The 23,556-nt window shown below is 68.8% G+C and carries 21 protein-coding genes; 5 read left to right on the plus strand and 16 right to left on the minus strand.

What is annotated here, in order from left to right; all coding sequences use genetic code 11:
- Positions 1-181 precede the first annotated feature (181 nt).
- On the plus strand, positions 182-2,077 hold the full coding sequence (locus ACSSVZ_RS07880; protein ID WP_453969246.1) for a sigma 54-interacting transcriptional regulator: 1,896 nt from the start codon (positions 182-184) through the stop codon (positions 2,075-2,077).
- 31 nt (positions 2,078-2,108) lie between these two features.
- Here the strand turns inward: ACSSVZ_RS07880 and ACSSVZ_RS07885 are convergent, their stop codons facing one another.
- The 8 genes from ACSSVZ_RS07885 to ACSSVZ_RS07920 form a co-directional block, all read right to left on the minus strand.
- On the minus strand, positions 2,109-3,296 hold the full coding sequence (locus ACSSVZ_RS07885) for an NAD(P)/FAD-dependent oxidoreductase (protein ID WP_453969247.1): 1,188 nt from the start codon (positions 3,294-3,296) through the stop codon (positions 2,109-2,111).
- On the minus strand, positions 3,293-3,934 hold the full coding sequence (locus ACSSVZ_RS07890) for a DsbA family protein (RefSeq protein WP_453969248.1): 642 nt from the start codon (positions 3,932-3,934) through the stop codon (positions 3,293-3,295). The genes ACSSVZ_RS07885 and ACSSVZ_RS07890 overlap by 4 nt, the downstream gene beginning before the upstream one ends.
- Positions 3,935-3,944: 10 nt before the next feature.
- Positions 3,945-4,823 (minus strand): sulfurtransferase, encoded by an 879-nt coding sequence (locus ACSSVZ_RS07895; protein ID WP_453969249.1) that lies wholly within the window; start codon positions 4,821-4,823, stop codon positions 3,945-3,947.
- A 182-nt stretch (positions 4,824-5,005) separates the two neighbouring features.
- Positions 5,006-6,145 (minus strand): acyl-CoA dehydrogenase family protein, encoded by a 1,140-nt coding sequence (locus ACSSVZ_RS07900; RefSeq protein WP_453969250.1) that lies wholly within the window; start codon positions 6,143-6,145, stop codon positions 5,006-5,008.
- Positions 6,146-6,214: 69 nt separating this feature from the next.
- Positions 6,215-6,751 (minus strand): OsmC family protein, encoded by a 537-nt coding sequence (locus tag ACSSVZ_RS07905; protein ID WP_453969251.1) that lies wholly within the window; start codon positions 6,749-6,751, stop codon positions 6,215-6,217.
- Between the two features lie 38 nt (positions 6,752-6,789).
- Positions 6,790-7,614, minus strand: coding sequence for an ABC transporter permease (locus tag ACSSVZ_RS07910; protein WP_453969306.1), 825 nt, complete (start codon positions 7,612-7,614; stop codon positions 6,790-6,792).
- A gap of 14 nt (positions 7,615-7,628) precedes the next feature.
- Positions 7,629-8,885: an ABC transporter substrate-binding protein gene (locus ACSSVZ_RS07915; RefSeq protein ID WP_453969252.1), complete on the minus strand. Its 1,257-nt coding sequence runs from the start codon at positions 8,883-8,885 to the stop codon at positions 7,629-7,631.
- A 32-nt stretch (positions 8,886-8,917) separates the two neighbouring features.
- Positions 8,918-9,754 (minus strand): ABC transporter ATP-binding protein, encoded by an 837-nt coding sequence (locus ACSSVZ_RS07920; protein ID WP_453969253.1) that lies wholly within the window; start codon positions 9,752-9,754, stop codon positions 8,918-8,920.
- A 593-nt stretch (positions 9,755-10,347) separates the two neighbouring features.
- Between ACSSVZ_RS07920 and ACSSVZ_RS07925 the strand changes: the two genes are divergently transcribed.
- Positions 10,348-10,962 carry a TetR/AcrR family transcriptional regulator gene (locus ACSSVZ_RS07925; RefSeq protein ID WP_453969254.1) on the plus strand — a complete coding sequence of 205 codons (615 nt, stop codon included), beginning with the start codon at positions 10,348-10,350 and terminating at the stop codon, positions 10,960-10,962.
- A gap of 464 nt (positions 10,963-11,426) precedes the next feature.
- Entirely contained in the window at positions 11,427-11,852 is a 426-nt protein-coding gene (locus ACSSVZ_RS07930; protein ID WP_453969255.1) for a response regulator, read from the plus strand.
- A 145-nt stretch (positions 11,853-11,997) separates the two neighbouring features.
- On the opposite strand, the gene ACSSVZ_RS07935 is transcribed toward ACSSVZ_RS07930, so the two are convergent.
- The 6 genes from ACSSVZ_RS07935 to ACSSVZ_RS07960 all read right to left on the minus strand — a co-directional run bounded on the left by ACSSVZ_RS07935 (position 11,998) and on the right by ACSSVZ_RS07960 (position 19,002).
- Positions 11,998-14,325, minus strand: coding sequence for a DUF3604 domain-containing protein (locus ACSSVZ_RS07935; protein ID WP_453969256.1), 2,328 nt, complete (start codon positions 14,323-14,325; stop codon positions 11,998-12,000).
- Positions 14,326-14,377: 52 nt separating this feature from the next.
- Positions 14,378-15,649 (minus strand): TRAP transporter large permease, encoded by a 1,272-nt coding sequence (locus ACSSVZ_RS07940; RefSeq protein ID WP_453969257.1) that lies wholly within the window; start codon positions 15,647-15,649, stop codon positions 14,378-14,380.
- A 40-nt stretch (positions 15,650-15,689) separates the two neighbouring features.
- Positions 15,690-16,190, minus strand: coding sequence for a TRAP transporter small permease (locus ACSSVZ_RS07945; RefSeq protein WP_453969258.1), 501 nt, complete (start codon positions 16,188-16,190; stop codon positions 15,690-15,692).
- Between the two features lie 49 nt (positions 16,191-16,239).
- Positions 16,240-16,869: a pyridoxamine 5'-phosphate oxidase family protein gene (locus ACSSVZ_RS07950; protein ID WP_453969259.1), complete on the minus strand. Its 630-nt coding sequence runs from the start codon at positions 16,867-16,869 to the stop codon at positions 16,240-16,242.
- Between the two features lie 169 nt (positions 16,870-17,038).
- Positions 17,039-18,073: a TRAP transporter substrate-binding protein gene (locus tag ACSSVZ_RS07955; protein WP_453969260.1), complete on the minus strand. Its 1,035-nt coding sequence runs from the start codon at positions 18,071-18,073 to the stop codon at positions 17,039-17,041.
- 137 nt (positions 18,074-18,210) lie between these two features.
- Positions 18,211-19,002 (minus strand): GntR family transcriptional regulator, encoded by a 792-nt coding sequence (locus ACSSVZ_RS07960; RefSeq protein ID WP_453969261.1) that lies wholly within the window; start codon positions 19,000-19,002, stop codon positions 18,211-18,213.
- 303 nt (positions 19,003-19,305) lie between these two features.
- On the opposite strand from ACSSVZ_RS07960, the gene ACSSVZ_RS07965 reads away from it, so the two are divergent.
- Together ACSSVZ_RS07965 and ACSSVZ_RS07970 are read left to right on the plus strand one after the other, a co-directional pair.
- A complete protein-coding gene (locus tag ACSSVZ_RS07965; RefSeq protein WP_453969262.1) occupies positions 19,306-20,523 on the plus strand; it encodes an NAD(P)/FAD-dependent oxidoreductase in 1,218 nt (405 codons plus the stop codon).
- Positions 20,524-20,758: 235 nt separating this feature from the next.
- Positions 20,759-21,565 (plus strand): glutathione S-transferase family protein, encoded by an 807-nt coding sequence (locus ACSSVZ_RS07970; RefSeq protein ID WP_453969263.1) that lies wholly within the window; start codon positions 20,759-20,761, stop codon positions 21,563-21,565.
- A gap of 12 nt (positions 21,566-21,577) precedes the next feature.
- Here ACSSVZ_RS07970 and ACSSVZ_RS07975 read toward each other — a convergent pair whose 3' ends face one another.
- Both ACSSVZ_RS07975 and ACSSVZ_RS07980 read right to left on the minus strand, forming a co-directional pair.
- Positions 21,578-22,342 carry a TSUP family transporter gene (locus ACSSVZ_RS07975; RefSeq protein WP_453969264.1) on the minus strand — a complete coding sequence of 255 codons (765 nt, stop codon included), beginning with the start codon at positions 22,340-22,342 and terminating at the stop codon, positions 21,578-21,580.
- A gap of 97 nt (positions 22,343-22,439) precedes the next feature.
- Positions 22,440-23,459, minus strand: coding sequence for a Bug family tripartite tricarboxylate transporter substrate binding protein (locus ACSSVZ_RS07980; RefSeq protein WP_453969265.1), 1,020 nt, complete (start codon positions 23,457-23,459; stop codon positions 22,440-22,442).
- Positions 23,460-23,556: the final 97 nt, after the last annotated feature.

Here is a 23,556-nt window from a genome sequence, read left to right on the forward strand (position 1 = left end):
CGCTCAGCGTTCGTGCTGCAACTGCGAAGACCATTGCACCCGGTGTGCCAGTTGCGCTGCAAATGCGAAAAGGCCCGGAAACCGGTGCTTTGCGCCGTACGGTCAGCCTGAATTTGCTACGAAGTTTCGTAGATAACGAATTTTCGTAGGAACTCTCTACGAAGTTTCGTAGGCTGCGCCGATGACCACGCGCGACGACGTCCGTTTCGAGTTTGCACCGGCCGAATGGTGGCAGCGGGCCTCGCTGCCGATGCTGGTGATCGACCCCTCCACCGATGCGACAGTGTGGGCGAACGGCCAGGCCGCGCGCTTCTTCGGCCTCGACCTGGGCGCGCTCCTCGACCAGCGGTTCAGCCGGCTGCATCCGGGCCAGCTGCCGGCGCTGATCGTGTTTTCCGAGGCGGTGATGACGCTCGGGAGCTACTGGACGCGGGAGCTGACGCCCCAGCACGCGGCCGACCAGAAGCTGCGGGTGGAGTATCGCGGCGACCGGATCGACGCGGAGGGCGGCAAGCGGCTGCTGCTCTTGACGGTCATCGACCTGGTCGAGCAGGAGCGCCACACCACCGACGCCGAGGCGAACCGCTTCTGGACCAGCGGCATTGCCGAGTGGCAGCGGGTGGAGCGGCTGTTCCGCGACATCGAGCGCGAGAATCAGCTCATCCTCAAGGCGGCCGGCGAGGGGATCTACGGCGTCAACGCCGACGGGGTCACCACGTTCGTCAATCCGGCCGCGGAGGACATGCTCGGCTGGACCACGGACGAGCTGGTCGGGCGGGACATGCATTCCCTCGTCCATCACCATCACGTCGACGGCCGGCCCTACCTCAACAAGGACTGCCCGATCTACGCGGCGTTCCGCGACGGCGCGGTGCACACGGTCGGCGACGAGGTGTTCTGGCGCAAGGACGGGCGGCCGATCCCGGTGGAGTACACGTCGACCCCCATCCGCGACCGCGGCGTCGTCATCGGCGCGGTGATCGTGTTCCGCGACGTCACCACCCGCAAGGAGGCCGAGGAGAAGCTGCGCAAGGCGCTGGTCGAGGTGGAGCGGCTGCGCGAACGGCTGGAGCACGAGAACGCCTACCTTCAGGAAGAGATCAAGATCGGCGTCAACGACCGCGGCATCATCGGCCGCAGCCAGGCGGTGGAGACGTTGCGCCGCCAGATCGAGCTGGTCGCCGACACCGACGCGACGGTGCTGGTGGTGGGCGAATCCGGCACCGGCAAGGAGCTGATCGCCCGCGCCATCCACGATGCCGGCGCGCGCAGCGGTCGCCCGCTCATCCGCGTCAACTGCGCGGCGATCCCGCGCGACCTGTTTGAGAGCGAGTTCTTCGGCCACGTGCGCGGCGCCTTCACCGGCGCGCTGCGCGACCGGGTCGGCCGCTTCGAACTCGCCGACGGCGGCACCCTGTTTCTCGACGAGGTCGGCGAGATCCCGCTGGAGCTGCAGGGCAAGCTCTTGCGCGTGCTGCAGGAGAGCCAGTTCGAGCGGGTCGGCGAGGAGCGCACTCGCAACGTGGACGTCCGCATCATCGCCGCCACCAACCGCGACCTGCGCGCCGAGATCGCCGCCGGCCGCTTCCGCGAGGATCTCTATTTCCGGCTGAACGTGTTCCCGATCCAGTCGGCGCCGCTGCGCGAGCGCAAGGAAGACATCCCGCTGCTGGTCACCCACTTCCTCACCGACCCTGGCCGCAAGGGGCGGGCGAAGGAGGTCCGGGTCAGCAAGGCGGACATCGAGCGCCTGCAGACCTACGACTGGCCCGGCAACGTGCGCGAGCTGCAGAACATCCTGGAGCGTGCGCTGATCCTCGCCCGCGGCGATCGCCTGTCCATCGATCTTCCCGTGCCGAGGGGCGGGGGCGAGGCGCAGCCGGTCTCGGCGCCGCGCCTCATCCGCACCGAGGAGGACCGCCGCCGCGCCGAGCGCGACGACATCGCGGCCGCGCTGCGGATCGCCAGGGGCCGGGTGTTCGGGGCCGGGGGCGCGGCGGAGATCCTCGGCGTCAAGCCGACGACGCTCGCCTCCCGGCTGAAGAAGCTCGGGATCTCGCTGGACGCCTTCAAGTAGAGCGCGCATCGCGGCTGCTCCGACCTGGCTCTCAGGAGGCTGCGGCCAGGGGAAGGCCGTCGCCGGCGGCGAGCGCGCGGCGCGCCAGCATGTGGGCGCGCGGCTGGTTCACCGCGTCGACGCAGACGGGGCTGCCGTGGCGCAGATAGGTGACCGCGAAGCCCGCGTCCGTCGGATCGCCGTCGATCACCACGTCGGTGTAGCCGGCCGACAGCCCGACGATCTGCAGCTTCACGTGGTACTGGTCCGACCAGAACCAGGGCAGCGGATCGTAGGCGACCGGCTGGTTCAGCATGGAAAGAGCGGCGGCCTTGCCCTGGTCGATGGCGTTCTGGACGCTCTCCAGCCGGATCACCCGGCCGTAGCGCTCCGACGGAAACGCCGCGCAGTCGCCGGCCGCGAAGACGTCCGGCGCCGACGTGCGGCAGGCCGTGTCCACAAGGATCCCGTTGTCGACGGCGAGCCCGGCCGTCTCGGCCAGTTCGGCGACCGGTTCGGCGCCGACGGCGATCAGCACCGCATCGCAGGCAATCCGCGACCCGTCGCCGAGCTCCACCGCCTCGACGCGGTCGGTGCCGGCGATGCGGGTGGGCATGGTGGGGGCGCGGATGTCGACGCCGTGGTCGCGGTGGAGGCCTTCGAAGAAGGTGGAGATCTCCCGGCAGACCACCCGCCGCAGGATGCGCTCGGCGCACTCCAGCACGGTGATCTCGTAGCCCGCCACGCGCAGCGCAGCGGCGACCTCCAGCCCGATGTAGCCGGCGCCGATGATGGAGATGTGCATGCCGGGTGTCAGGTTCGACGCGATCCACTCCACGTCGGCGAGTTCGCGCAGGGTGAACACGCCAGGAAGGTTGATGCCGGGCAGCGGAATGCGCTTGGCGCGCGTGCCGGTGGCGAGCAGCAGCCGGTCGTAGGCGAGCGTCTCGCCGCCCGCGAGCGTCACCCGATGTGCGGCCGGATCGAGGGAGGCGACCGTCTCCCCGAAGCGAGTCGCGATGCGCTGCTCCTCGAAGAAGCGGTCGGGCTTCAGCATCAGCCGGTCGCGGCTCATCTCGCCCTTCAGGAAGGCCTTCGACAGCGGCGGACGCTGGTAGGGGGCGTGCGGCTCGGCACCGATCAGCACGAGGTCGCCGTCGTAGCCGGAGGTGCGCAGGGTCTCGACGGCCTTGAGGCCGCACTGTCCGGCTCCGACCACGACGATGGGGGCGTCTGTCATCGCATTTCTGTCCGTTGGTCTGAAACATTTGCCGGCGCGCTCGCCTGGCGGAGGCGCCAGGCGAGGGCGCCGAGGCGGTCCTGTCCGAAGAAGATCTCGTCGCCGACCAGGTAGCTCGGCGACCCGAACACGCCGGCCTCGATGGCCTCCTTGGTGCTGGCGGCGAAGGCGGCGGCGATGTCGGCTTGCGCCGCCCGTTCGGTGAGCGCGCCCGCGTCGAGGTCCAGGGAGGTCACGATGTCCCGCAGCGTCGCCGGGTCGGAGATGTCGCGCTCCTCGGCGTAGGTCGCGCGGAGAAGGGCGAAGGAGACGGGATGAGGCGCGAGCCCCAGGGCCTCCGCCGCCAGGATCAGGTGTCCGGCCGGCGCGCAGGGCACCGGCCAGTGCCGCGGCTTCGGGTTGATCGGCAGCCCCACCCGCGCCGCTTCCCGCGCCAGGTCGTGGAGCCGGTAGGCGAGGCGCGCGGAATGCTGGGCCGCGGGCGGCGTCGTGCCGCCCGCCTGGAACACTTGCGCGATGTCGATCGGCCGGAAGCGGACGACCGCGCCGGCTTCCTCCGCGATCTCCATGAGCCGGGGCTCGCCGAGATAGGCGAACCCCGAAATGGGCGCATAGAAATAGCGGATCTCGACCGTCATGCCGCCGGCTTCACTCGGCAGCCGCCGTGAGCGCCGGCTCGAAGGGCAGACCCTCCTCGATCGGCAGGGCCGGGTCGCGCGACCACTCGTTCCACGAGCCGAAGTAGATCGACACGTCGGTGATGCCGGCCTCTGCGAGCGCGACGAAGGTGTTGGACGCACGCGCGCCCTTGAAGCAGTAGACGATCACCTTGTCGCCCGGTCTGATGCCGACGGTGGCGAACTCTGCCTTCAGTTCGTCCGGCGACTTGAACACCTGGCCGGCCGGCGACGGCTTCATCACCCGGTACCACTCGATCCACACGGCGCCGGGAAGCCGGCCCTTGCGGGGGCAGAAGTCCTTGCCGTACGGCGACGAGCTCTCGCCGATCCATTCGTCGACGTCGCGCACGTCGAGCAGCACGACGCCGGGATCGCCGAGGGCGGCCTTCACGTCGTTGACGTCGGCGATCAGCGAGAAGGAGGTTTCGTCGACGGGGAAGGCAGCCGGCGCGACGGCGGGCGCCTCGGACGTCATCGGCAGGCCGGCGGCCTCCCAGGCCGAGACGCCGCCGTGCAGGATCGCGGCTTCCGGGTAGCCCAGATATTTCAGCAGGAAGTAGCCGCGGCAGGACTGGCCGAAGCCGGAGGCCATGGACTGTTCGCACAGCACGGCGGTTTCCTTGCCGGACAGGCCGGCGCCGCCGAAGGCCGCCGCGAACTTGTCGGTCAGCTCCTTCATGCCTTCCGGCGTCGAGGTGGCGAGATAGGTGAAGATGTCATGCAGGTTGACGGCGCCGGGGATGTGGCCGGCTGCGTAGGCGTCGGGGCTGCGCGTGTCGATCACCACGACGCCGCCGGCGGCCTGCATGGCCTGGAGGTCTTCTGGAGAAACAAGCGTCTTGGACATGGTCGGTTTCCTTGCAAGAGCGTCTCGGGTTTCGTCCACTCGCAGGCGTTTGGTCCCCGTTCGTCAGGCCCCTTCCTTCGTGTCGAGGGGCTCGCGTGTCCGCGCCGCGGCAAACGGTGGGGCGGACGCCGGATACGCACAGACAACAAGGCGTCGGCCGGAGCCGGCGCCGCAATGCGGGGTCAGGCCGCGCCGAGGTCGGCGAGCATCTTGCGGAGCTGCTTGGTGGCGGGCGTGACGATGGCGCAGAAGTAGGCCTCGCGCAGGCGCCGCTGGGCGACCCCGTCGGCGACGTAGCCGCGGGCACCGCAGTGGAGCATCGCGTTGTGGGCGGCCGCCACCGCCAGGTCGCCGGCCTCGAGCCGCGCGCGGATGACGGCGATGAGGTAGTCCTTGCCCGTCTCGTAGGGCGTCGCGCAGAGCTCCGCGATCGTCGCTTCCATCGCGGCGAGCTTCTCCAGGAAGTCCTCCGGCTGGTCGGGCAGGTAGGCGTTCACGTGGCCGAGCGGCGCGCGCATCTGCAGCATCAGGTCGGCGCAGGAGCGGATCATGCCGGTGGTCATGCCGGACTGGAGCAGGATGAACCCGGCGCGGATCTTCGGCAGGTAGTCGGTGATCGGATCGGCGAGCACCCGGGCGTCCGGGATGAACGCCTTGCGGAACTGCACGCCATAGGTGCGGGTGCCCTCCAGCGCGACGAAGTGGTCGTTCTGGACGATCTTCACGCCATCGTCGGCGCAGCCGGCCACCGCCATCACCCGCTTGTCGCCGTCGCCGGGAACGGCGAACACGATGCCGAGGAAATGGTCGGGGCCGAGATTGGAGACCCAGGGCAGGGCGCCGGTGACCACATAACCGCCGTCGACGCGCTCGGCCTTCAGCTTCAGCTTCTCGATCCCGTAGAAGCTCTTCATCGGGTTCGACAGGCCGGTGCCGCCGAGGATCTCGCCGGACGCCACGCCCTCGCCGAGCTCGGCCTTCAGCGCCGCGTTGCCGGAATTGTAGATGTACCAGCCGAGCGCGTCCTGGCACCACATGCAGAACGAGGTGGACAGGCACTGTTCGCCGGCGATCGCCATCGCCTCGATGGACCGCAGGAGGTCCGGCGTGGGGCCGTCGAGGCCGGGCAGGTGGCTGCGGTAGGCCCCGGCTGCCCCGAGCGCGCGCATGACGCCTTCCGGGTAGAGCCCGTCCCGGTCGATCGCCTGAACGAGCGGCGACAGCTCGGTGCGGGCGATGTCGCGCACCGAGGCCGGGACGTCGGCGCCGTTCGCGACCACGGCCGACGCCGTCATCGTCGTCGAAACCTGCTGTAGGGACATGGGTGAGCCTCCGGCTTGTCGGAACGGGGCGCCGCGCCGGTTGCCCCGGCGCGGCGGGCCTCATCGGGATCAGGCGGACGTTGCCACCATGTTCACCGGCCGCTTGAAGGTGTTGAACACCGGCGACCAGTTGCAGACGTGCGCGATCAGGTCGTCGATCTCCTGCTGCGGGCAGTCGGCGTCCATGTGGACGGTGATGCGGACGTCGGTGAAGCCGACCGGCTTCTCGGTGACGTCGCCGGTGCCCCACACGGCGGTGATGTTGAGGTCGCCCTCGAGCTCGACTTCCAGCGAGTTGATGGTGATGCCGCGATGGATTGCATTGGCATGCAGGCCGACGGCGACGCACGAGCCGAGGGCTGCCAGCGAGGCCTCCGACGGGTTCGGCGCGGTGTCGTCGCCGAGCAGGCCCGGCGGCTCGTCGACGATGTAGGGTTCCAGGTCGCGGATGTAGTTGGCGTGCCGGAAGCGGCCCTCGGCCACCGTCTTGCACTTCAGCGTCTTGACGGCCTTGGGGTTGGCCTTGCCCTTGGCGATGAGGTCCTCCAGCCCGGTCTTGTCGATCGGGGCGAGGCAGCCGGTGAGGGCGGTTGCGGGTTGTGACATGGTCGTCTCCTTTTCCAGGTTGGTGTGGCCGGGCCGTCTCAGCGGGCCCGCACCCAGTTCAGCCGCCGGATGGCGAGCTGAAGCAGGCTGTCGAGCGTGAAGCCGATGATCCCGATGACGATGACGGTGGCGGCGAGACGGTCGTATTCGAGCGTGTCGCGGGCGTCGTTGATGGCGTAGCCGAGGCCGGAGGTGACGCCGAGATACTCGGCCGGCACCAGCACGATCCAGGCGACGCCGAGGGCGAGGCGGATGCCGGTCAGGATGTCCTGGGAGATGGCCGGCAGGATGATGGTGAACAGCATGTGCCAGGGCCGCGCGCCGAGGTTGCGGGCAACCTTGAACCAGGCCGGGTCGATCCGCTTCAGGCCGGCGGCGGTGGAGAACAGGATCGGCCAGACCGCGGCGACGGAGATCAGGAACACGATGGCGCCGTCCCACGTCGCGTAGGCCATGATGGCGATCGGCATCCACGACAGCGGGCTGATCATCCGCAGGAACTGGAACGGCACGTTGGTGAGCTTGCGCACGGGCTCGAACCAGCCCACCGCCAGCCCCATCGGCACGCCCAGGCAGATCGCCCAGGCGAGCCCGCCGCCGACCCGGTAGAGGCTCGGGACGCTCATGTCCCGGACCTCGCCGTCGCGGATCATGTCGGCGAGGCGGGCGAAGGCCGGGCCGGGGGCGAAGTCGGCGAAGGCGAACAGCCGCGGATCGTTGCGGACGAGCCAGGCGCCCACCCACCAGAGCGCGAGCAGCAGCACGATCCCCGCCAGCGCGTAGGCGATGCCTTCGCCGGCCTTCGCCAGCCGCTCCGCCGATGCGGGCTCGCGCATCGACAGGGGAACGGCATTCTCCGCCATGTCGCCTGAAACCGTCACAGCTGAAGGACCTCCTCGCGGACGAACGGGTCGGCCTTGTTCACCGACGGGTCGTTCAGCCATTCCGGATGGGCGTTCAGGGCGGCCTTCACGTAGTCGTAGTTGACCAGGTCGTTGGACACGAACTCGGGGTCGAGATTGGCCAGAAAGGTGGTGTCGCCGCCGACCAGCGTGTCGTTCATGGCGTCGACGATCAGCTTGGTCGCCGACGGGTAGGGGTAGCCGTTGAAGTCGATGCGGTTGATGTCCCAGTCGGCGTGCTTGATCGCGCCGCTGTCGATGTAGGCGGGATCCTCGGCGTAGTGGGTCATCGCCCGCTCGACGATCGGCGCCGGCATCGGCAGGTAGCCTTCGCCGTCCTTGGACATCAGCAGCGCCGCCTCGGCGCGGTTCTGGGAGGCGTAGATCTGGGCGCGGACCAGCGCGTTCATCACCTTCTGGATCCACTCCGGCTTTTCCGTCGTGGCTGCCTCGTGCATGCAGATCACGCAGCACGGGTGGTTCTTCCAGATGTCGCCGGTGAAGCGCAGCACCCGGCCGCCGGCCTTCATCTCGCCCATGGCGTTGAACGGCTCGGCGACGATGTAGGCGTCGATCTTGCGCGACGCGAGGGCGGCCGGCATTTCCGGCGGCGGCAGGATCTGCAGGTTGCACTCGTTGTCGGCGAGCGGATCGGTGGCCGAGCGGATGACCGGCGTGACCCCGGATTTCTTCAGCGCGTACTGGAGCACGATGTTGTGCATCGAGTACCAGAACGGCACCGCCACCTGCTTGCCGCCGAGCTGGGAGAAGTCCTGGATGCCGGTATGCCCGCCGACCACCAGCGCCGAGCCGTTGGTGTGGGCCCAGGCCATCAGCTTGACCGGGAAGTTGTTGTTGTAGCGCATCCACACCGGGATGGGCTTCAAGAGGTGGACGACGTTGAACTTGTTGGCCGCGAAGCCTTCCACCAGCGGTGACCAGCCGCGGATCAGCGTCGGGCGCTCCGCGGTCAGGCCCTCGTCCTCGAAGTAGCCCATGCCGTGGGCGACCAGCAGCGCGGTGGCGTCGGTGATCGGCAGGTAGCCGATCCGCACCACGTCATCGTCCTGGGCGTAGGCCGGCCGCGCGAGCCCGGCGGTGAGCGAGCCCATCAGGGCGGCGAGGCCGCCGGCGGCCAGCATGTCCAGCGTCTGGCGCCGGGTGACGCCGCCGCTCACGTGGTCGTGGTGGCAGCCGCAGGCCCGGTGCGTGTCGTCCTCGTGATCGCCCATCAATGTCCCCTCTCGTTGCATGTCATCACCGGTCAGACCCGGGCTCGGCTGGTGTGCGCAATGTCGTGGCGCGGCGGCGCGGGATCGCCCAGGCGCTCCACGTCGGCCATGGCGAGCCCGGCGGCGTCCTCGTAGGCGCGCACCAGCTCGGCCCGCGCGCTGGCGAACTCGGCGGTGTTGGGAAGGCGTTCGCCCGGGATCGGGATGGCGATCTCGGCGGAGATTTCGCCGGGGTGCGCCGTCAGCACCAGCGCCCGGTCGGCCATCATCACCGCCTCCTGGATGTCGTGGGACACCAGGATCAGGGTGATGCCCATCTCCGAGGCGATGCGCCGGATGTCGCGCTGCAGCGAGTGGCGGGTGAAGGCGTCCAGCGCCGACAGCGGCTCGTCGAGCAGCAGCACGTGCGGGTTCGGGGCCAGTGAGCGGGCCAGCGCCACGCGCTGCTGCTGGCCGCCGGAGAGGTCCTGGACGTTGCGCTTGGCGAACGCCGCGAGCTCCACGAGCTCCAGAACCTCCGGCACCCGGGTGGCGATCTCGTTGCTGCGGCCGGAGAAGCGCAGGCCGAGCGAGACGTTCTGCTCGACGCTCATCCACGGGTAGAGGCTCGGCGCCTGGAACATCATCACCCAGTCGGGCGACGGCGCGGTCACGGTGTGCCCGTCGATGAGGACACGCCCCTGGCCGGGCGTGATCAGCCCGCAGAGGACCTGCAGGAGGGTGGACTTGCCGCAGCCCGAGCGGCCGACCAGCACGAGCGCCTCGCCCGGCTCGACCTCGAAGGCGATGTCGCGGATGGCGAGCGGTCCGCCGCGCTTGTAGGCGTGGCTGACACGGTCGACCTGGATGTGCGCGCCGCGAAGCGCCATGCCGCTCCCTCCTCGAATTCAGCCGCCATCTGGACTGGCTGGTGATAAAAACAAACCGGTCTGTTTCCGAAGGGCAATATCAAAAATTGTGCCACGCTGCCCAAGAAGTGGCTAAATATCTGCCTTGCATAGGTAATTTCAGGTGCGCGTGGTCGTCGGGGCGCCCCCCGCAACGCGGTTCCGACGGCGCGCCATGCGCCTACAGCATGTGCATCCGCTCATTTCCTCGCTCGAGCGCCATGGATATCTCCATGGTTTGCGCCCAACCCTAGCGGCTCGGTCTCGTCATGAAACGCAGCGGCATTCCAATTTCGGCGCCGAAGCGGAAATGCTGTTCTCGCCGATGGTCGGTGCCCGTTCGGCGCGCGGCGCGGCCGCCCGAGCGCGCCCCGCGGATTGCCGAATCTCCGGCAGGCGCGTATGAGGAAACAGATCGTTCCGTAGCGGGCCGGCTCCGAGCGACCGCGCCCCCGGCGCATCGCGCGTTGCCGCGACGGTCCGCTTCGACCGAAGGTCGCCCGCCGCTCCGGTCGGGCTGGATCAGAGGGTTTGCGTCTTGAAGTGCCACCATCTTCTCGGGCGGCGAGGCCGAAATGTCTGATGCGAGCGGCTTCGAGCCGCGCTTCGGGGCGACCCCGCGGGACAAGCTGCTGGAGGCCGCCTCCACCCTCTTCTGCCGCGACGGCATCAACGCGACCGGGGTGGACCGGATCGTCGAGGCCGCCGGGACGGCCAAGACGACGCTCTACAAGTGTTTCGGCTCCAAGGAAAAACTGGTCGAAGCGGTGCTGGAGGCGGAGGGTGAGGCGTGGCGCACCTGGTTCGTCGCCGAGGTGAACCGCTCCCGCGGTGGCGCCCGCCGCAAGCTGGAGCGCATCTTCAAGGTCCTGGAGACCTGGTTCGCGGCGCCGCGCTTCTACGGCTGCCCGTTCATCAACGCGGTGGGCGAGGCGACCAAGACCGACGACCGGATGCGCGCCATGGCGCTGGCCCACAAGACCGTCATCCTCGACGAGATCCGCCGCTTGGCGCGCGAGGCGGGGGCCGCAGATCCGGAAGGCCTGACCCACCAGGCGGCGATGCTCATCGACGGGGCGATCGTGACGGCGATGATCACCAAGGATCCGACGGTCGCGCGGGTGGCGGGGAAGGCCTTCTCGATCCTGCTCGCCGAGGCGCTGTCGGACGCGGCGTCGGCGGCGGCCTGAGGCTTCCGCCCGGGTCGAGGCGCCACACCGCCGGTCGGCCCCAAGTGCCGGCCATCACAATTCAGGGGTCTGCCGTACCGGTCCGTCAGCCAAGGATTTCGATTGCGAGGAGGGCTTGCAACTTAACGCAAAATTGCCGAAATCCACCTAATGTTCTTAGCTGGGAACGAAATCCACGCGTGGGAGTTGCCTGTGCACTGTCGCCTTTGCCGTTTGCCGCCGGATTGGGCTAAACGTCAAGGACTCTGTGGGTTACGTGAATCTGGAGCCAACGCATGAACGACCGGCTGACGTCGCTGGTCGGTAGGGCCATTCCCGTTGAGATCGAACCGATCCGAAAGAGTGAGATCGGAACGATCCGGATGAGAAGGAATGGCTCGAGGCGCTGACCCTGAAGCTATGGCTGACGATCGGATGAGTTCGCCGATCGCTGCCGGTTTCGGGAGGTTCCGGGGGAGATTCGAATGAAAGTGCTGATTGTCGAAGACGAGTGGCTGGTCGCCGAGGATCTCGAATACGAGATCGCCGAGGCGGGGTACGAAGTGACGGGCATTGCCCGCACCAAGGCCGAGGCCCTCTCCGAAGCGAATGCCTGCCGGCCGGACGTGGCCGTGATGGACGTCCGGCTCGCCGGCGGCGACTGCGGCGTGGACGTCGCTCGCCAGCTCAAGGCCGACTTCAACGTCCGCTGCATTTTTGCCAGCGGCACGCTTGCCGACAAGATCGAGACCATCCGCGAGTTCGACCCGGAGCCGCTGGGGCTGCTCAGCAAGCCCGTGCACCGCGCCGACCTGCTGAAGGCGCTCAGCCGCGCCGAGATGAGCCTCGGCAACGACAACGCCGAGCCGATGGTGCCGATGCGCGCCGCCGCCGAACCTCAGATCGACTGAGGCCGTTCCACCGGGCGATTGCAGCCTGGTGGCGGGACGATTCAATTCACGGCGCCGCTGGCGCTTTCCCCGCTTCCGGCTTGATCAGCCCGGGCCATCGACGCCCCCGCCGTTGCATCCGCCGGCAGGCGCATTCCCCCTCACATCAGCGATAGACGTAGATCGGGCTCGTCCAGGCGCGGGTGCCGTCTTCCTGCGTGACGCGCACGTAGATCGGATTGTCGCCTGCGGGCTTCAGCGCGATCGGGCGTGACAGCGTGCAGCGGCGGTGCGGGTTCGTCTCCGGCAGCCGGAACGCCGTCACGAACCGCGGCAGATCGCCGGACGCGTCGAACACGGTGTCCTCCAGCCCGATCGAAGCGACCGGCAGCTCGAACGAGACCAGCGGCGTCTCGAACCTGAGCACGCCGTCCGCGCCGCTCTCCAGTACCACGTCGAAGCCGCCGAAGTTGCCCGTCGTCAGCGCCTTCCAGGACAGGCCGTTGCTGCCCTGGCGCGACAGCGTCTTGTCGCGGTTGAGGAAATTCACCGGCGTGGCCGAGACGATGGCGTTGCCGTCGAAGCGAGCGTGTCCGTCCCAGATCACCTCGCGGAAGCGGCCGCGATACTCTGCCCCCTCCCACAGCACGCGGATGCGCGCGCCGAGATCGGCCTCGCCGTAGGGCCGCACCGTCTCCACCAGCTCGCGCCCGTTGAAGATGTCGATGCGCTCGATCGGCGCGTTGGAGGCGACCGCGACGTCAAGGGTGAAGTCGCCGTCGGGCAGGTGGACGATGTCGCCCATCAGCGCTTCGGTGGCCGGACGTCCCTCCGACGTGGGGAAAAGCGCCGGATCGTCGTGATAGAGCGTGCCGCCGGCCGGGAAGCTGGCCGTGAGGTCGATGATCGTGCGTCCGCCCGGCCCGCCGGTGGTGCCGTAGTGGTGGCGCTTGCGCAGCGCATCGAGGAGGGCGGGGCGCGACAGCTCCTCCATCAGGTAGCAGGAGAGCCCGCCGATGGCGCCGAACTTGCCGGCGCCGGGATAGCTCGCCCCCGGCCGGCCCTTGTGGCCGTCGGAGTTGGTGACGACGCCGACCCGGTAGCCGAGGTCGAGGGCGTCGTGGAGCAGCCACTCGAACGTGCCCCAGGAGGAATGCACCTCGACGGAGCGCTCGAACCGCCCGTCGTGGGCGTAGCCGATGTCGGCATAGCGGCCGCCGCAATGGGCGAAGCAGACGACGTCGCTCTCGCCCTCGCGGGCGAACGCCGCGAACAGGTCGTTGGCGGTCAGGCAGTCGGTATCGGCGGTCGAGCGGTCCTCGATCAGCGCGTGCGACGAGCGGCGGATGGTGCGGCCCTCGGTCGGGAAGTAGACGTTGCGGTCGCCGCCCAGAGAGGTGTTGCCGGACCATTCGTAACCGGGGAGGGCGACGAACCGGCCCGGTTCGTCGAAGCGTTCGGTGATCCGGTTGAGTTCGGCCCAGAACGCGTCGGAAATCTGGAAGTCGTTGCCCTGGTGGCCGCAGGCGTCGACGAAGGCGCGGTCGCGGGCAAACGCGAAATAGGCCTCGGCGCTGCCGGTGCCGATGGTCTCCTCCGACTGGCCGTGCAGGTCGGCCCAGAAGTGGACGAGGGGCGTGTCCTCGACGATCAGCGGGTTGGTTTCGAAGGCGACCGCGCCGGCCGCGTCCCGCAGGATGACGGCGACTGTCCCCGGCTCGGCAACCGAGAGCCCGGGCACCTCGAGCGCGAAGGCGCCGGGCGAAAGCATGATGGTCTCGGGCAGGCCGCCGATCGGACCCGTCGCCTCCAGGCGGAAGGTCCGGTCGCACTGGTCGGACGGATTGCCCCACCGGTCCTCGCCCTTCACCTTGAGCGAGAACGTCTCGCCCGGCCGGCGCCGCGTCGGGATCACCGCCACGAAGCGCTCCGGCTTGCCGGGGACGATGGCGATCATCGGCTGTTCGGGCAGCGGCTGGAAGTTGAAGGTGGCGATCGGATCCGCCAGCACCCGGAACTCGAACGTGTCCTCGCAGAAGGTCTGCAGGCGCATGCCCGGGCCGCCGTGGTCGGTGACGCCGAAGCGGACGGTGATGGTCTCGCCCTCCTTCAGGTAGCCGCGCACGACCTTGATCCACAGGGTGCGGTCCCAGGGGCGCACGTTGGCTTTCGGGTCCCAGCGGACCTGCAGCACGGCGCCGTTGGAGGCCTCCACCGTGCAGTAGTTGGCGCCGGCCGGGTCGTCGAACTGCGGCGTGCTCTGGTCGGAGGCGAAGCGGAAGCAGATGCGCAGGCTGCCGGAATCGTCGATGCCGAAGACGCCGGCCGTATAGGTGAGCGTGAACGAGGCGTAGGAACCGGCCTCGAAGCGCCCGGTCGGCGAGATCTCGGCGCGGCCGAGCTGGCCGGTCGGGATGGCGTGGCGGATGACGCCGCTGTCCATGTCGTCCCAGGGGCGGTCGGTCTGCGGCTCGGCTGCGCAGCGGTCGGTCATTCGGTCAATCCTCGGAGTTTCACGCGGTAAAGGGTGGCGCGCCCGGCGTCGGTCAGCCGATCAGGCGCACCAGGAAGGTGGAGATGGGCGGCACGAAGGTGATCAGCAGGAGGTCGATCACCAGCACCAGGATGTACGGCCAGATCGCCACGACGATCCGCTCGATCGACACCTTGGTGATGGCGGAGGCGATGAACAGGTCGACGCCCAGCGGCGGGGTCACGGTGCCGATCGACAGGTTCACCGCGACGATGATGCCGAACAGGACCGGGTCGACGCCGAAGCTCATCGCCGCCGGGTAGAGGATCGAGGTGAAGATGACGATCGCCGCCGCCGCGTTCATCAGGCAGCCGACGAACAGCAGGAACAGGTTGACGAACAGCAGGTAGACGAACTGGCTGCCGGCGGTGTCGGCGAGCATCGCCGAGATCGACTGGGGGATCTGGTTGATGGTGATCAGCCAGGCGAACACGCCGGCCGCGTTCATGATGAACATCACCACCGCCGACGAGATCACCGCGCGACCGAACGCCCGGTAGAGGCCGGCCAGCGTCAGTTCCCGGAACACCAGGCCGACGATCAGGCCGTAGGCGACGGCGACGACGGCCGCCTCGGTGGGGGTGAACACGCCGCCGTAGATGCCCGAGAGGATGATCACCGGCATCAGCAGCGGCCGGATCGCGGCCTTGAAGGTGCGGCCGATCTCGCCGGCGCCCTGGAACGGTTCCGTCTCGATGGCCTCGCGCCGGGCGAGGAAATAGTTGAGCAGCAGCAGGCTGACGCAGATCAGGACGCCCGGCCCGACGCCGGCGATGAACAGGTCGGCGATCGAGACGCCGGTGACGACGCCGTAGAGGATCAGGAGGATCGACGGCGGAATGATCATGCCGGTGACGCCGGCCGCGGCTATCGTCGCCGCGGTGTAGGAGGGCCGGTAGCCCTTTTCCGCCATCGGTTCGTTCATGACGCCGCCGATCGCCGCCACCGTGGCGGCGTTGGAGCCCGACAGCGCCGCGAAGAAGCTGGAGCTCAGGATCGCCACGGCGCCGAGCCCGCCGCGGAAATGGCCGACCAGCGCGCCGGCGAACGCCACCAGCCGCCGCGACATGCCGCCCGTCGACATGATCTCGCCGGCCAGGATGAAGAAGGGAATCGCCAGCAGCGGGAACGAGTTGTTGGTCGACACCATGCGCTGGACGACGATCTCCAGGCTGATGCCGCTCAGCCACAGCCCGACGAGGCTCGCAAGCCCGAGCGCCACGGCGATCGACGTGCGAATGGCCATCAGCCCGAGGAGCACCAGAAACACGGCAGTGGTCGTCATGGGCGGGGTGTCCTTGCGGAAGGGCGGGGCGGCGTCACGCTCAGTTGCCGATGGTGCTCAGCTCGTCGGCCGGCGCGGTGCGCTGCCAGACGAGGACCTCGATCGAATAGACGAGGAGAAACACGGCGCCGACCGGTACGGCGGCGTAGACCCAGGCCATCGACACCTCCAGCGCCGGCGAGATCTGCGGCAGCACCCGGATGGTCAGTTCGATGCCCTTGACGATCAGCACGACGAAGAAGAAGGCGCTGACCAGCGTCGCCAGCATCACCAGGCCGCGCTTCGCCAGCGGCGGCGTGTACTCCACGAGCACGCCGATGGCGGCGTGGGAATTGCGCCGGAGCGCCACCGCCGAGCCGAGGAAGATCAGCCAGATGAACAGATAGCGGATCAGTTCGTCGGGAAACGCCAGCGAGCTGTCGAGCAGGAAGCGGAACACCACCGTGGCGACGCCGAGCCCCACCATCACCGCGAACATGGCGATGCACACCGCCATCAGGACGGTTTCGCTGACATCGAGAACCTTGCGGACCATCGTCATGCGTTCACCTCGCGCGGAAAGGGTGGGAGCCGGAGCTCCTGGGCTGCGGTCATGCGGTGCCAGCTCCGTCGGTCGTCGTCTCGGCGATCCGCTCCGCCGCCGGCGTGTTGGCGCGGATCTGGTCGGTGACGACCTCCACCAGGGAGGGGAAGGAGGCGCGGTCCGGATAGGTTTCGGCGCGCCAGATGCCGGAGCGCTTCAGCGATTTGGAGCAGTGGAAGTAGACCTCGCGCACGGTGATGCGGACGACCGCGGACGCCGGCCGGCCGCGCTCGGCGAACGAGGCGCACAGCTCGGCGTCGCGGACGATCTCGGCGGTGCCGTTCACCCGCAGGGTCTCCTCGAAGCCGGGGACGAAGAAGATCGTGCCGACGCCCGGCGACGACAGGATGTTGGTCAGCGTGTCGAGGCGGTTGTTGCCCGGCACGTCGGGCATGAGCAGCGTGGTGTCGTCGGCCACCCGCACGAAGCCGGGCTCGCCGCCGCGCGGCGACACGTCGACATGGCTGCCGTCGTCGGTCGACGCCAGCACGATGAACGGCGACAGGGCGATCCAGCGGCGGCAGTGGTCGTCGAGGCGCGGAATGCACTTCAGCCGGGCCATTTCGTGCGGTTCGGGGTAGACGGCGCGCAGGTCGTCGGGGGTGGCGATGGTGGTGCGGGGCGGCTGTGTCGTCATGAGACCCGTGTCCTTGTCGGAGATTCGTCGATCTCCGCCACCATCGGTCGGGATGCGTCTTCGGAAAAGCAGGATCTGATCCGATTGCGGTTCGGGAACGGGCCGGGGCGGCCGGCAGACCGCCGCCGGAGGAACGCCCCGGCGGCGGGCGGGCGGGCGATGCCCAGCCTCACTTGGCGTTGACGGCGCTCTCGATCAGGTCGTTGCCGAGCTTGTCGCGGTAGGTGTTCCAGACCGGCTCCATGGCGTCCTGGAAGGCCTGGCTCTGCTCCGGCGTCAGCCGGGTCACCACCATGCCGCCGGCTTCCATCTCGGCCAGGAACTGGCCTTCCTGCTCGTTCAGCGCCTTGCGCTCCCACTCCTGGGTCTCCAGCGCGGTCTCGGCGAACAGCTCCTTCACGTTGTCCGGCAGCTCCGCCCACATCTTGTCGTCGGCCAGGAACATGATGCCGGCCCACTGGTGGTGGGAGAGCGTGATGTTCTTCTGCACCTTGTCGAAGCCGAACGCCTTGACGTTGCCGACCGGGTTGTCCTGGCCGTCGACGGTGCCCTGCTGGAGCGCGGTGAACACCTCCGACAGCGCCATCGGCGTCGGGTTGGCGCCCAGCGCCTTGAAGGTGTCGACGTTCAGCGGGTTGTTCACGACGCGGAACTTGATGCCCTTCATGTCGTCGGGCATCTCCACCTTGGTGTCGCGGGTGGTGATGGTGCGGAAGCCGCTCTCGTACATGCCGAGCGTCCGGATGCCGATCTTGTCGAGCATGTCGGCGTAGAGCTTCTGTCCGACCGGGCCGTCGGCCACGGCGTAGGCGTGCTCCTTGTCGCGGAACAGGAACGGCAGATAGAAGATGTCGAGCGGCTCGTAGAAGCTGGCGACGTTGGTGGTCGGCACCAGGGCGAAGTGGACCGCGCCGATCTGCATCGCCTCGACCAGGTCGCGCGACGAGCCGATGGTCGAGTTCGGGAACACCGCGATGGTGATCTTGCCGCCGCTCTTCTCCGCGATGATGTCGGCGAACATCTGTGCGCCCTTCGCCAGCGGATGGTCTTCATTGTAGGGGTGGCCGAACTTCAGATCGAGCTCCGGCATGTCCTGGGCGAGCGCCGGCGGCACGGCGGCCGAGGCGATCAGGGCCGCGGCCGCGAGGCCGGCGGCCTTCAGGCCGATGCCGCGCAGGGAACGGAGGGGGGATGCGAATGCCATGGTGCGATCCTTGTCTCTGGTGGTGGAGCCCCCGGTGATCCGGGGGCCGTCGGTCCGGCGGGTTCGGTGGCGCCCGCTCTCGTGAAGCTGTGCCAGGCGGAAGATCCGCATGATCGGGTCGAGGGCCGCCGCTCTGGTCATCGGCCGCGCTTCTGGGCGGCGTCGGCGAACGGCGCGGAGCCGAGGTCGAGCACCCGGTCGCTGGGCGGCACGAACACGCGCTGCCAGCTGAGCGGCGTGTCGCGGTAGCTCAGGCCGCAGATCGTCCAGACCATGCCGTACTGGCCGGCCGGCTGGTGGATCAGCCGGGTCACCCGGGGCGGCAGCGGCTCGCAGACGATGGTCTGGCGGATGTTGAGGGTGGGGGCGTTGAAGCGCTCGGCCAGCATGTCGCGGATCGACACGCCGTCGAGGGCCGGCTTCTTCACCGCCGCGAGTTCGGCGAAGCGGTGCTCCTGCAGGTAGACCTCGCTGAACACCTCGAATTCCTTGTTCACCGACACCAGCCGGTGGATGCGCACGAAGGTGTCGGTGGGGTCCTGCAGGAAGTCCTTCCAGGGACCCGTGTCCCGCGTCACCTCGATGCCGATGATGTTGAAGTAGACCGGCAGGATCTGCGTGCCGCCTTCGGCCATGAAGCGGAAGTGGCGCAGGTGCCGCTCGGGCGCGCGGGCGCCGGAGACGAACGTCCCGCGCCCGTGATGGCGCTCGACGACCCCCATCTCCACCAGGTTCCGGAGCGCGCGCTGCACGGTTCCGAGGCTTGTGGCGGTCTCGCCGGCCAGCTGTTCCTCGGAGGGCAGCTGTTCGCCGGGCCGCCAGCGGCCGCTCTCGATGTCGCTGAGAAGCTGTTCGGCGATCAGCCGGTGCTTCGACTTGCGGCCGGCATGCGCGCCCGCCGTGCGGCCGTCGCCGTGCGTGTCGCTCATGAGCTCCGGCCTCCCTCCATCAAGTCCTTTCATGGACTATGAGAAGAGAGCGTATTTATCCCGGAAAGTGTCGTCAACTCCTATAGAGGACAATGTGCACAATCCGCGCACATCGCCTAAAACAGATGCAGCGGCGGGATCTGCCGATCCGGTTTCTGATGAGGCGATGGGCAGCTCGGGTGCTGCGCGGCGCTGCGGCCCCGGCGTCCGCCGCGGGCGGGGATCGGGGCCGGAGCGCCCGTCCCCCAACTTTTGCCGGCCGGACCGCTTCGATCTCGCCGGGAAATGGTCTAGGAAGCCCGCATGTCGAACGAAGCCGTGATCATCGTGGGCGCCGGTCATGCCGGCGCGGAACTGGCGCACTCGCTCCGCAAGGAGGGGTTCGAGGGCCGCGTCGTGCTGGTCTGCGACGAGCCGCACGTGCCCTACCAGAAGCCGCCGCTGTCGAAGGATTTCCTCAAGGGCGACGGCGCGAGCCCGCTGCTCCTGAAGGCCGAGGCGCTGTACGGGAAGCTCGGCATCGAGCTGCTGCTCGGCCGCCGCGTCACCGACATCGACCGGGAGGCCAAGGCCGTCCGCCTCGACGACGGCACGCGGCTGGATTACGGCCACCTCGCGCTTGCCACCGGGGCGCGCAACCGGCGGCCTCCGGTGCCCGGCCTCGACGACCCGGCGGTGATGGAGCTGCGCGGCCTCGACCATTGCCGCGCCATCCTGGCGCGCGCCCCCGGCCTGGAGCACGTGGCGGTCGTCGGCGCCGGCTTCATCGGGCTGGAGATCGCCGCCTTCCTGCGCGAGAAGGGCAAGGCCGTCGAGGTGATCGAACTGGCCGGCCGGGTGATGGCGCGCGCCGTGTCGGAGCCGGTCTCGGCCTGGTTCCTGGCCCTGCACCGGGGCATGGGCACCGACATCCACCTGAACACCGGCGTCACCGCCATCGCTCACGAGGCGGGCGGCGCCCGCGTCGAGCTGTCGGACGGCCGCAGCCTGGCCGCCGGCGCGGTCCTGCTCGCCGCCGGCGTGGTGCCCAACGTCGAGCTGGCCGAGGCCGCCGGACTGGAGATCGGCGACGGCATCGTCGTCGACGAGATGCTCCTCACCTCCGACCCGTCGATCTCGGCGCTGGGCGACTGCGCGTCCTTCCCGTGCGTCCACGGCGAGGGGCGGGTGCGGTTGGAATCGGTGCAGAACGCCAACGACCAGGCCCGGTCGATCGCCCGTCGGCTGACCGGCAATCCCGCGCCCTACACGAACCTGCCGTGGTTCTGGAGCCATCAGGGCCCGGCGCGCCTGCAGATCGCCGGGCTGTCGGCCGGCTACGACGAAACGGTGCTTCGGGGCGACCCGTCAGCCGACAAGTTCTCCGTCTTCCTCTACCGCAAAGGCCGGCTGATTGCGGTGGAATCGGTCAACGCGCCGGCCGACCACCTCGCCGCCCGCCGCCTCCTCGACAAGGGCATCACCGTTCCGCCCGACGTCGCCGCCGACCCGGAAGCCGACCTCAAGGCGCTGGCCGTCTAGGGTCGTGCGCAGGGCGCGGACGCGGCTGGCGAACCGGTCCCGACGTGCTGGCGCCCGCATGCTGTATAGGCGTATTACGGTAGTACGATGATCGACAGCGGCGGGCGATCGCGGTAGTCTTCCCCCTGCGAGGCGTCCGGCCGGCGATCGGAAACGAGAGCGCCCGCGGAGGAAACACGCCCGGCCTCGCCGGGCGGGCGCGGTTGCCCGGCGCCGCGCCCCGAGAGGGACCGCCATGCTCGAGCTCTACAATTTCTCCCAGTCGACCTGCAGCCTGAAGGTGCGCATCGCGCTGGAGGAGAAGAGCCTGCCCTGGGTCGACAAGCGCCTCGTCTCCAAGGACCATGACCATCTCTCCGACTGGTACCTGAAGCTCAATCCCAACGGCGTCGTCCCGACGCTGCTCCACGACGGGCGCCCGGTGATCGAGTCTTCGGTGATCATGCAGTACATCGACCAGATCGCCCCCGAGCCGCCGCTGATGCCGGCCGACCCGTATGATCAGGCCACGGTGCGCGCCTGGCTCGTCTATGTAGATCTCGTCACCACGCCGGCGTCGCGCTTTCCGTCATTCCAGTACGGCGGGCTCAGGATCAAGTTCCAGGCGCTCAGCCAGGAGGAGTTCGACGAGAAGACCAACAAGCGGCCGGTGAAGTCGGGCTTCTACAAGAAGATGAGCAAGCAGGACGGCTTTCCGCCCGACGTGATGGACGCCGCCTTCCGCGACCTGCGCGCCACGGTGGAGCGCATGGAGGCCATGCTGGCGGCCTCCGGCGGCCCCTGGCTGATGGGAGAGCAGTTCACCCTCGCCGACATCGCGGTGGCGCCGCTGATCGACCGCAACGAGGACATCGGCTTCGAGGTGCTGTGGGAGGACGGCTGTCCGCGCGTCACCGAGTGGCTCGCCGCGGTCCAGGCGCGGCCGTCCTTCCAGCGGGCCTACTATCACGGCTGCCGGCTGTCGGAGATCTATCCGGAGCTGCAGCTCGGCCGCGGCGCCCACCGCCACGTGCTCGACCCGACCGCCGGCGTGCCGGCCTGACTTCCGGATCCGTCATCCCGCCCACGCCAGCCACAGGAAGTTTGCGCCGCCGATCAGCGCGAACAGGTCGATGAGCACGCTGTGGGTGCCGGGCGCCATGCGGCGCAGGAAGGTCCGCCCGATCCAGTTGCCGGGGATCATGACGATGCCCACGGCGAGCCCCAGCAGCACGTAGTCGCTGGTCAGCAGATCGGCGCCACCGAAGGCGGTGATGCGTGCCAGGTTGGTGGCCAGCGAGATGACCGCCATCGTCGCGACGAAGGCTTCCTTCGTCAGGCCCGCGCCCAGCATGAACGGGGTGAGCAGCATCGCCGAGCCGATGGAGGCACCGGCGAGCGTGCCGTAGGCGGCGCCGACGCCGGCCAGCGTGCGGCGGGACGCCTGGATCTTGCGGGCCCGCGCCCAATGGCGCAGCGGGATGGAGCTCAGGATGATGAGGCCCAGCACCAGCGCGACGTAGTCGACCGGCAGCACGGCGTAGATCACGCCGCCGATCAGGATCATCGGGATCGCCGGCAGCATGATCGCCAGGAACACGCGCCGGTCGAAATCGGAGACGTTCATCAGGCTGCGCGCCCCGTGGCTGACGACGAGGGCGATGCTCATCACCGGCACCACCGGGCGCACGCCGATCAGCAGCGACAGCGCGGCGGTCATCAGGAACCCGCCGGCAACCCCGACCGTGCCGTGAATGGTCGACGTGACCAGCGCGGCGAGCGCGATCGCCACCAGCGTCCACGGTCCGAATTCGCGCACCATCGCCACAAACGCGTCCATGACATCGTGTCCGTTCCGACAGGGGGCAGGGGCCAAAAAAGAGGCCGCCTCCGAAGAGGCGGCCGCAGGCACGCGTGTCCGTCGCGGTCTTGCGCCGCTACTGGATCTTCGACACCGCGTCCTTGAACATCGGCGTCAGGTCCTTGCCGGCTGCAAACACGCGGTCGACGTTTTCCTTCTGGGCTTCCGCCGAGTTGTAGCCGACCGGCAGGCCCTTCTTCTTCATTTCCTCCAGCGTCGCCGGATCCGTCAGGGTCTTCTCGATGGCGGCGCGCAGTTCCTTGGCGGCTTCCGGGTCCATGTCCGGGGGCCCGAAGAAGCCGCGGCTCAGCACCAGGATGGAGCTGATGGCCTCCATCTTCGCCTTCAGGGCCGGATCGTCGATCAGCTCGAGCGCCGTCGGCACGTCCGGGGCGCCCTCGAACCGTTCGAACGTGGTGGTCAGCACGGCGTTCTTGTCGCCCGCCTCGACGGCCGGGGCCGACTGGGTCCAGGTGGTCATGTGGCCGTCGGCATCGCCACGGATGACCGCGAGCGAGGTGTCGGCGTCGCCCTCGTAGCCGGTGACGATCTTGAGGTCGTAGCCGAGCGCATCGGCGAGCACGACCATGGTGTAGAAGTCCTCGTCGGTGCCCTGGGAGGCGAAGACGAACGGCCGGTCGAGCTTGCGCACGTCCTCGATGGTCTTGAGCCCCGACGGCTTGCCGGTGAACATCAGCCGCGCGTCGGCCTGCAGGCGGCCGAGATAGGTGAAGTCGGTGGCGTTGAACCGCACGCCCGGGCTCTCCGCCAGCTGGGCGACCAGCAGCGTCGGCACGTTCGTCAGCGCAAACGTCATGCCATCGGGCTTGGCTTCCCAGAGGATATTCGATCCCTTGAGACCGCCGCCGCCCTGGTGGTTGACGACGCGGACGTTGCGGGCGCCGAGGTTCTCCGCGATGTGCGGGGCCAGCGTGTGGGCGTACTGGGACATCAGGCCGGCCGGCGAGTTCGGCACGATCAGCGTCACGTCCTTGCCCTCGTAGACCGACGCGGCCAGCGCGCCGGTGATCGAGGCGCCCATCACGAGCGCTGCCGCAGCGAGGCCCGCCACGGCGGATTTGGCTTTCCTATGCATGTATCCCTCCCGGTTTTTCATGCTTCTCTCCCTTCAGTGCGCGTTCAGCGTCTTGGTCTTGATAGGGGTGCGGCCGTCGCGCGGCAGCCGCGGTTGC

It is taken from the genome of Amorphus sp. MBR-141 (genome assembly GCF_053628695.1).

Bases quoted from the DNA above. Each gene is read 5' to 3' on its own strand.
- ACSSVZ_RS07920 (WP_453969253.1), bottom strand. From the start codon at position 9,754: ATGGCGCTTCGCGGCGCGCACATCCAGGTCGACCGTGTCAGCCACGCC.
- ACSSVZ_RS07965 (WP_453969262.1), top strand. From the start codon at position 19,306: ATGTCGAACGAAGCCGTGATCATCGTGGGCGCCGGTCATGCCGGCGCG.
- ACSSVZ_RS07925 (WP_453969254.1), top strand. From the start codon at position 10,348: ATGTCTGATGCGAGCGGCTTCGAGCCGCGCTTCGGGGCGACCCCGCGG.
- ACSSVZ_RS07910 (WP_453969306.1), bottom strand. From the start codon at position 7,614: ATGGCGGAGAATGCCGTTCCCCTGTCGATGCGCGAGCCCGCATCGGCG.
- ACSSVZ_RS07930 (WP_453969255.1), top strand. From the start codon at position 11,427: ATGAAAGTGCTGATTGTCGAAGACGAGTGGCTGGTCGCCGAGGATCTC.
- ACSSVZ_RS07905 (WP_453969251.1), bottom strand. From the start codon at position 6,751: ATGTCACAACCCGCAACCGCCCTCACCGGCTGCCTCGCCCCGATCGAC.
- ACSSVZ_RS07975 (WP_453969264.1), bottom strand. From the start codon at position 22,342: ATGGACGCGTTTGTGGCGATGGTGCGCGAATTCGGACCGTGGACGCTG.
- ACSSVZ_RS07945 (WP_453969258.1), bottom strand. From the start codon at position 16,190: ATGACGATGGTCCGCAAGGTTCTCGATGTCAGCGAAACCGTCCTGATG.
- ACSSVZ_RS07955 (WP_453969260.1), bottom strand. From the start codon at position 18,073: ATGGCATTCGCATCCCCCCTCCGTTCCCTGCGCGGCATCGGCCTGAAG.
- ACSSVZ_RS07900 (WP_453969250.1), bottom strand. From the start codon at position 6,145: ATGTCCCTACAGCAGGTTTCGACGACGATGACGGCGTCGGCCGTGGTC.
- ACSSVZ_RS07895 (WP_453969249.1), bottom strand. From the start codon at position 4,823: ATGTCCAAGACGCTTGTTTCTCCAGAAGACCTCCAGGCCATGCAGGCC.
- ACSSVZ_RS07960 (WP_453969261.1), bottom strand. From the start codon at position 19,002: ATGAGCGACACGCACGGCGACGGCCGCACGGCGGGCGCGCATGCCGGC.
- ACSSVZ_RS07940 (WP_453969257.1), bottom strand. From the start codon at position 15,649: ATGACGACCACTGCCGTGTTTCTGGTGCTCCTCGGGCTGATGGCCATT.
- ACSSVZ_RS07950 (WP_453969259.1), bottom strand. From the start codon at position 16,869: ATGACGACACAGCCGCCCCGCACCACCATCGCCACCCCCGACGACCTG.
- ACSSVZ_RS07880 (WP_453969246.1), top strand. From the start codon at position 182: ATGACCACGCGCGACGACGTCCGTTTCGAGTTTGCACCGGCCGAATGG.
- ACSSVZ_RS07890 (WP_453969248.1), bottom strand. From the start codon at position 3,934: ATGACGGTCGAGATCCGCTATTTCTATGCGCCCATTTCGGGGTTCGCC.
- ACSSVZ_RS07885 (WP_453969247.1), bottom strand. From the start codon at position 3,296: ATGACAGACGCCCCCATCGTCGTGGTCGGAGCCGGACAGTGCGGCCTC.
- ACSSVZ_RS07935 (WP_453969256.1), bottom strand. From the start codon at position 14,325: ATGACCGACCGCTGCGCAGCCGAGCCGCAGACCGACCGCCCCTGGGAC.
- ACSSVZ_RS07915 (WP_453969252.1), bottom strand. From the start codon at position 8,885: ATGGGCGATCACGAGGACGACACGCACCGGGCCTGCGGCTGCCACCAC.
- ACSSVZ_RS07970 (WP_453969263.1), top strand. From the start codon at position 20,759: ATGCTCGAGCTCTACAATTTCTCCCAGTCGACCTGCAGCCTGAAGGTG.
- ACSSVZ_RS07980 (WP_453969265.1), bottom strand. From the start codon at position 23,459: ATGCATAGGAAAGCCAAATCCGCCGTGGCGGGCCTCGCTGCGGCAGCG.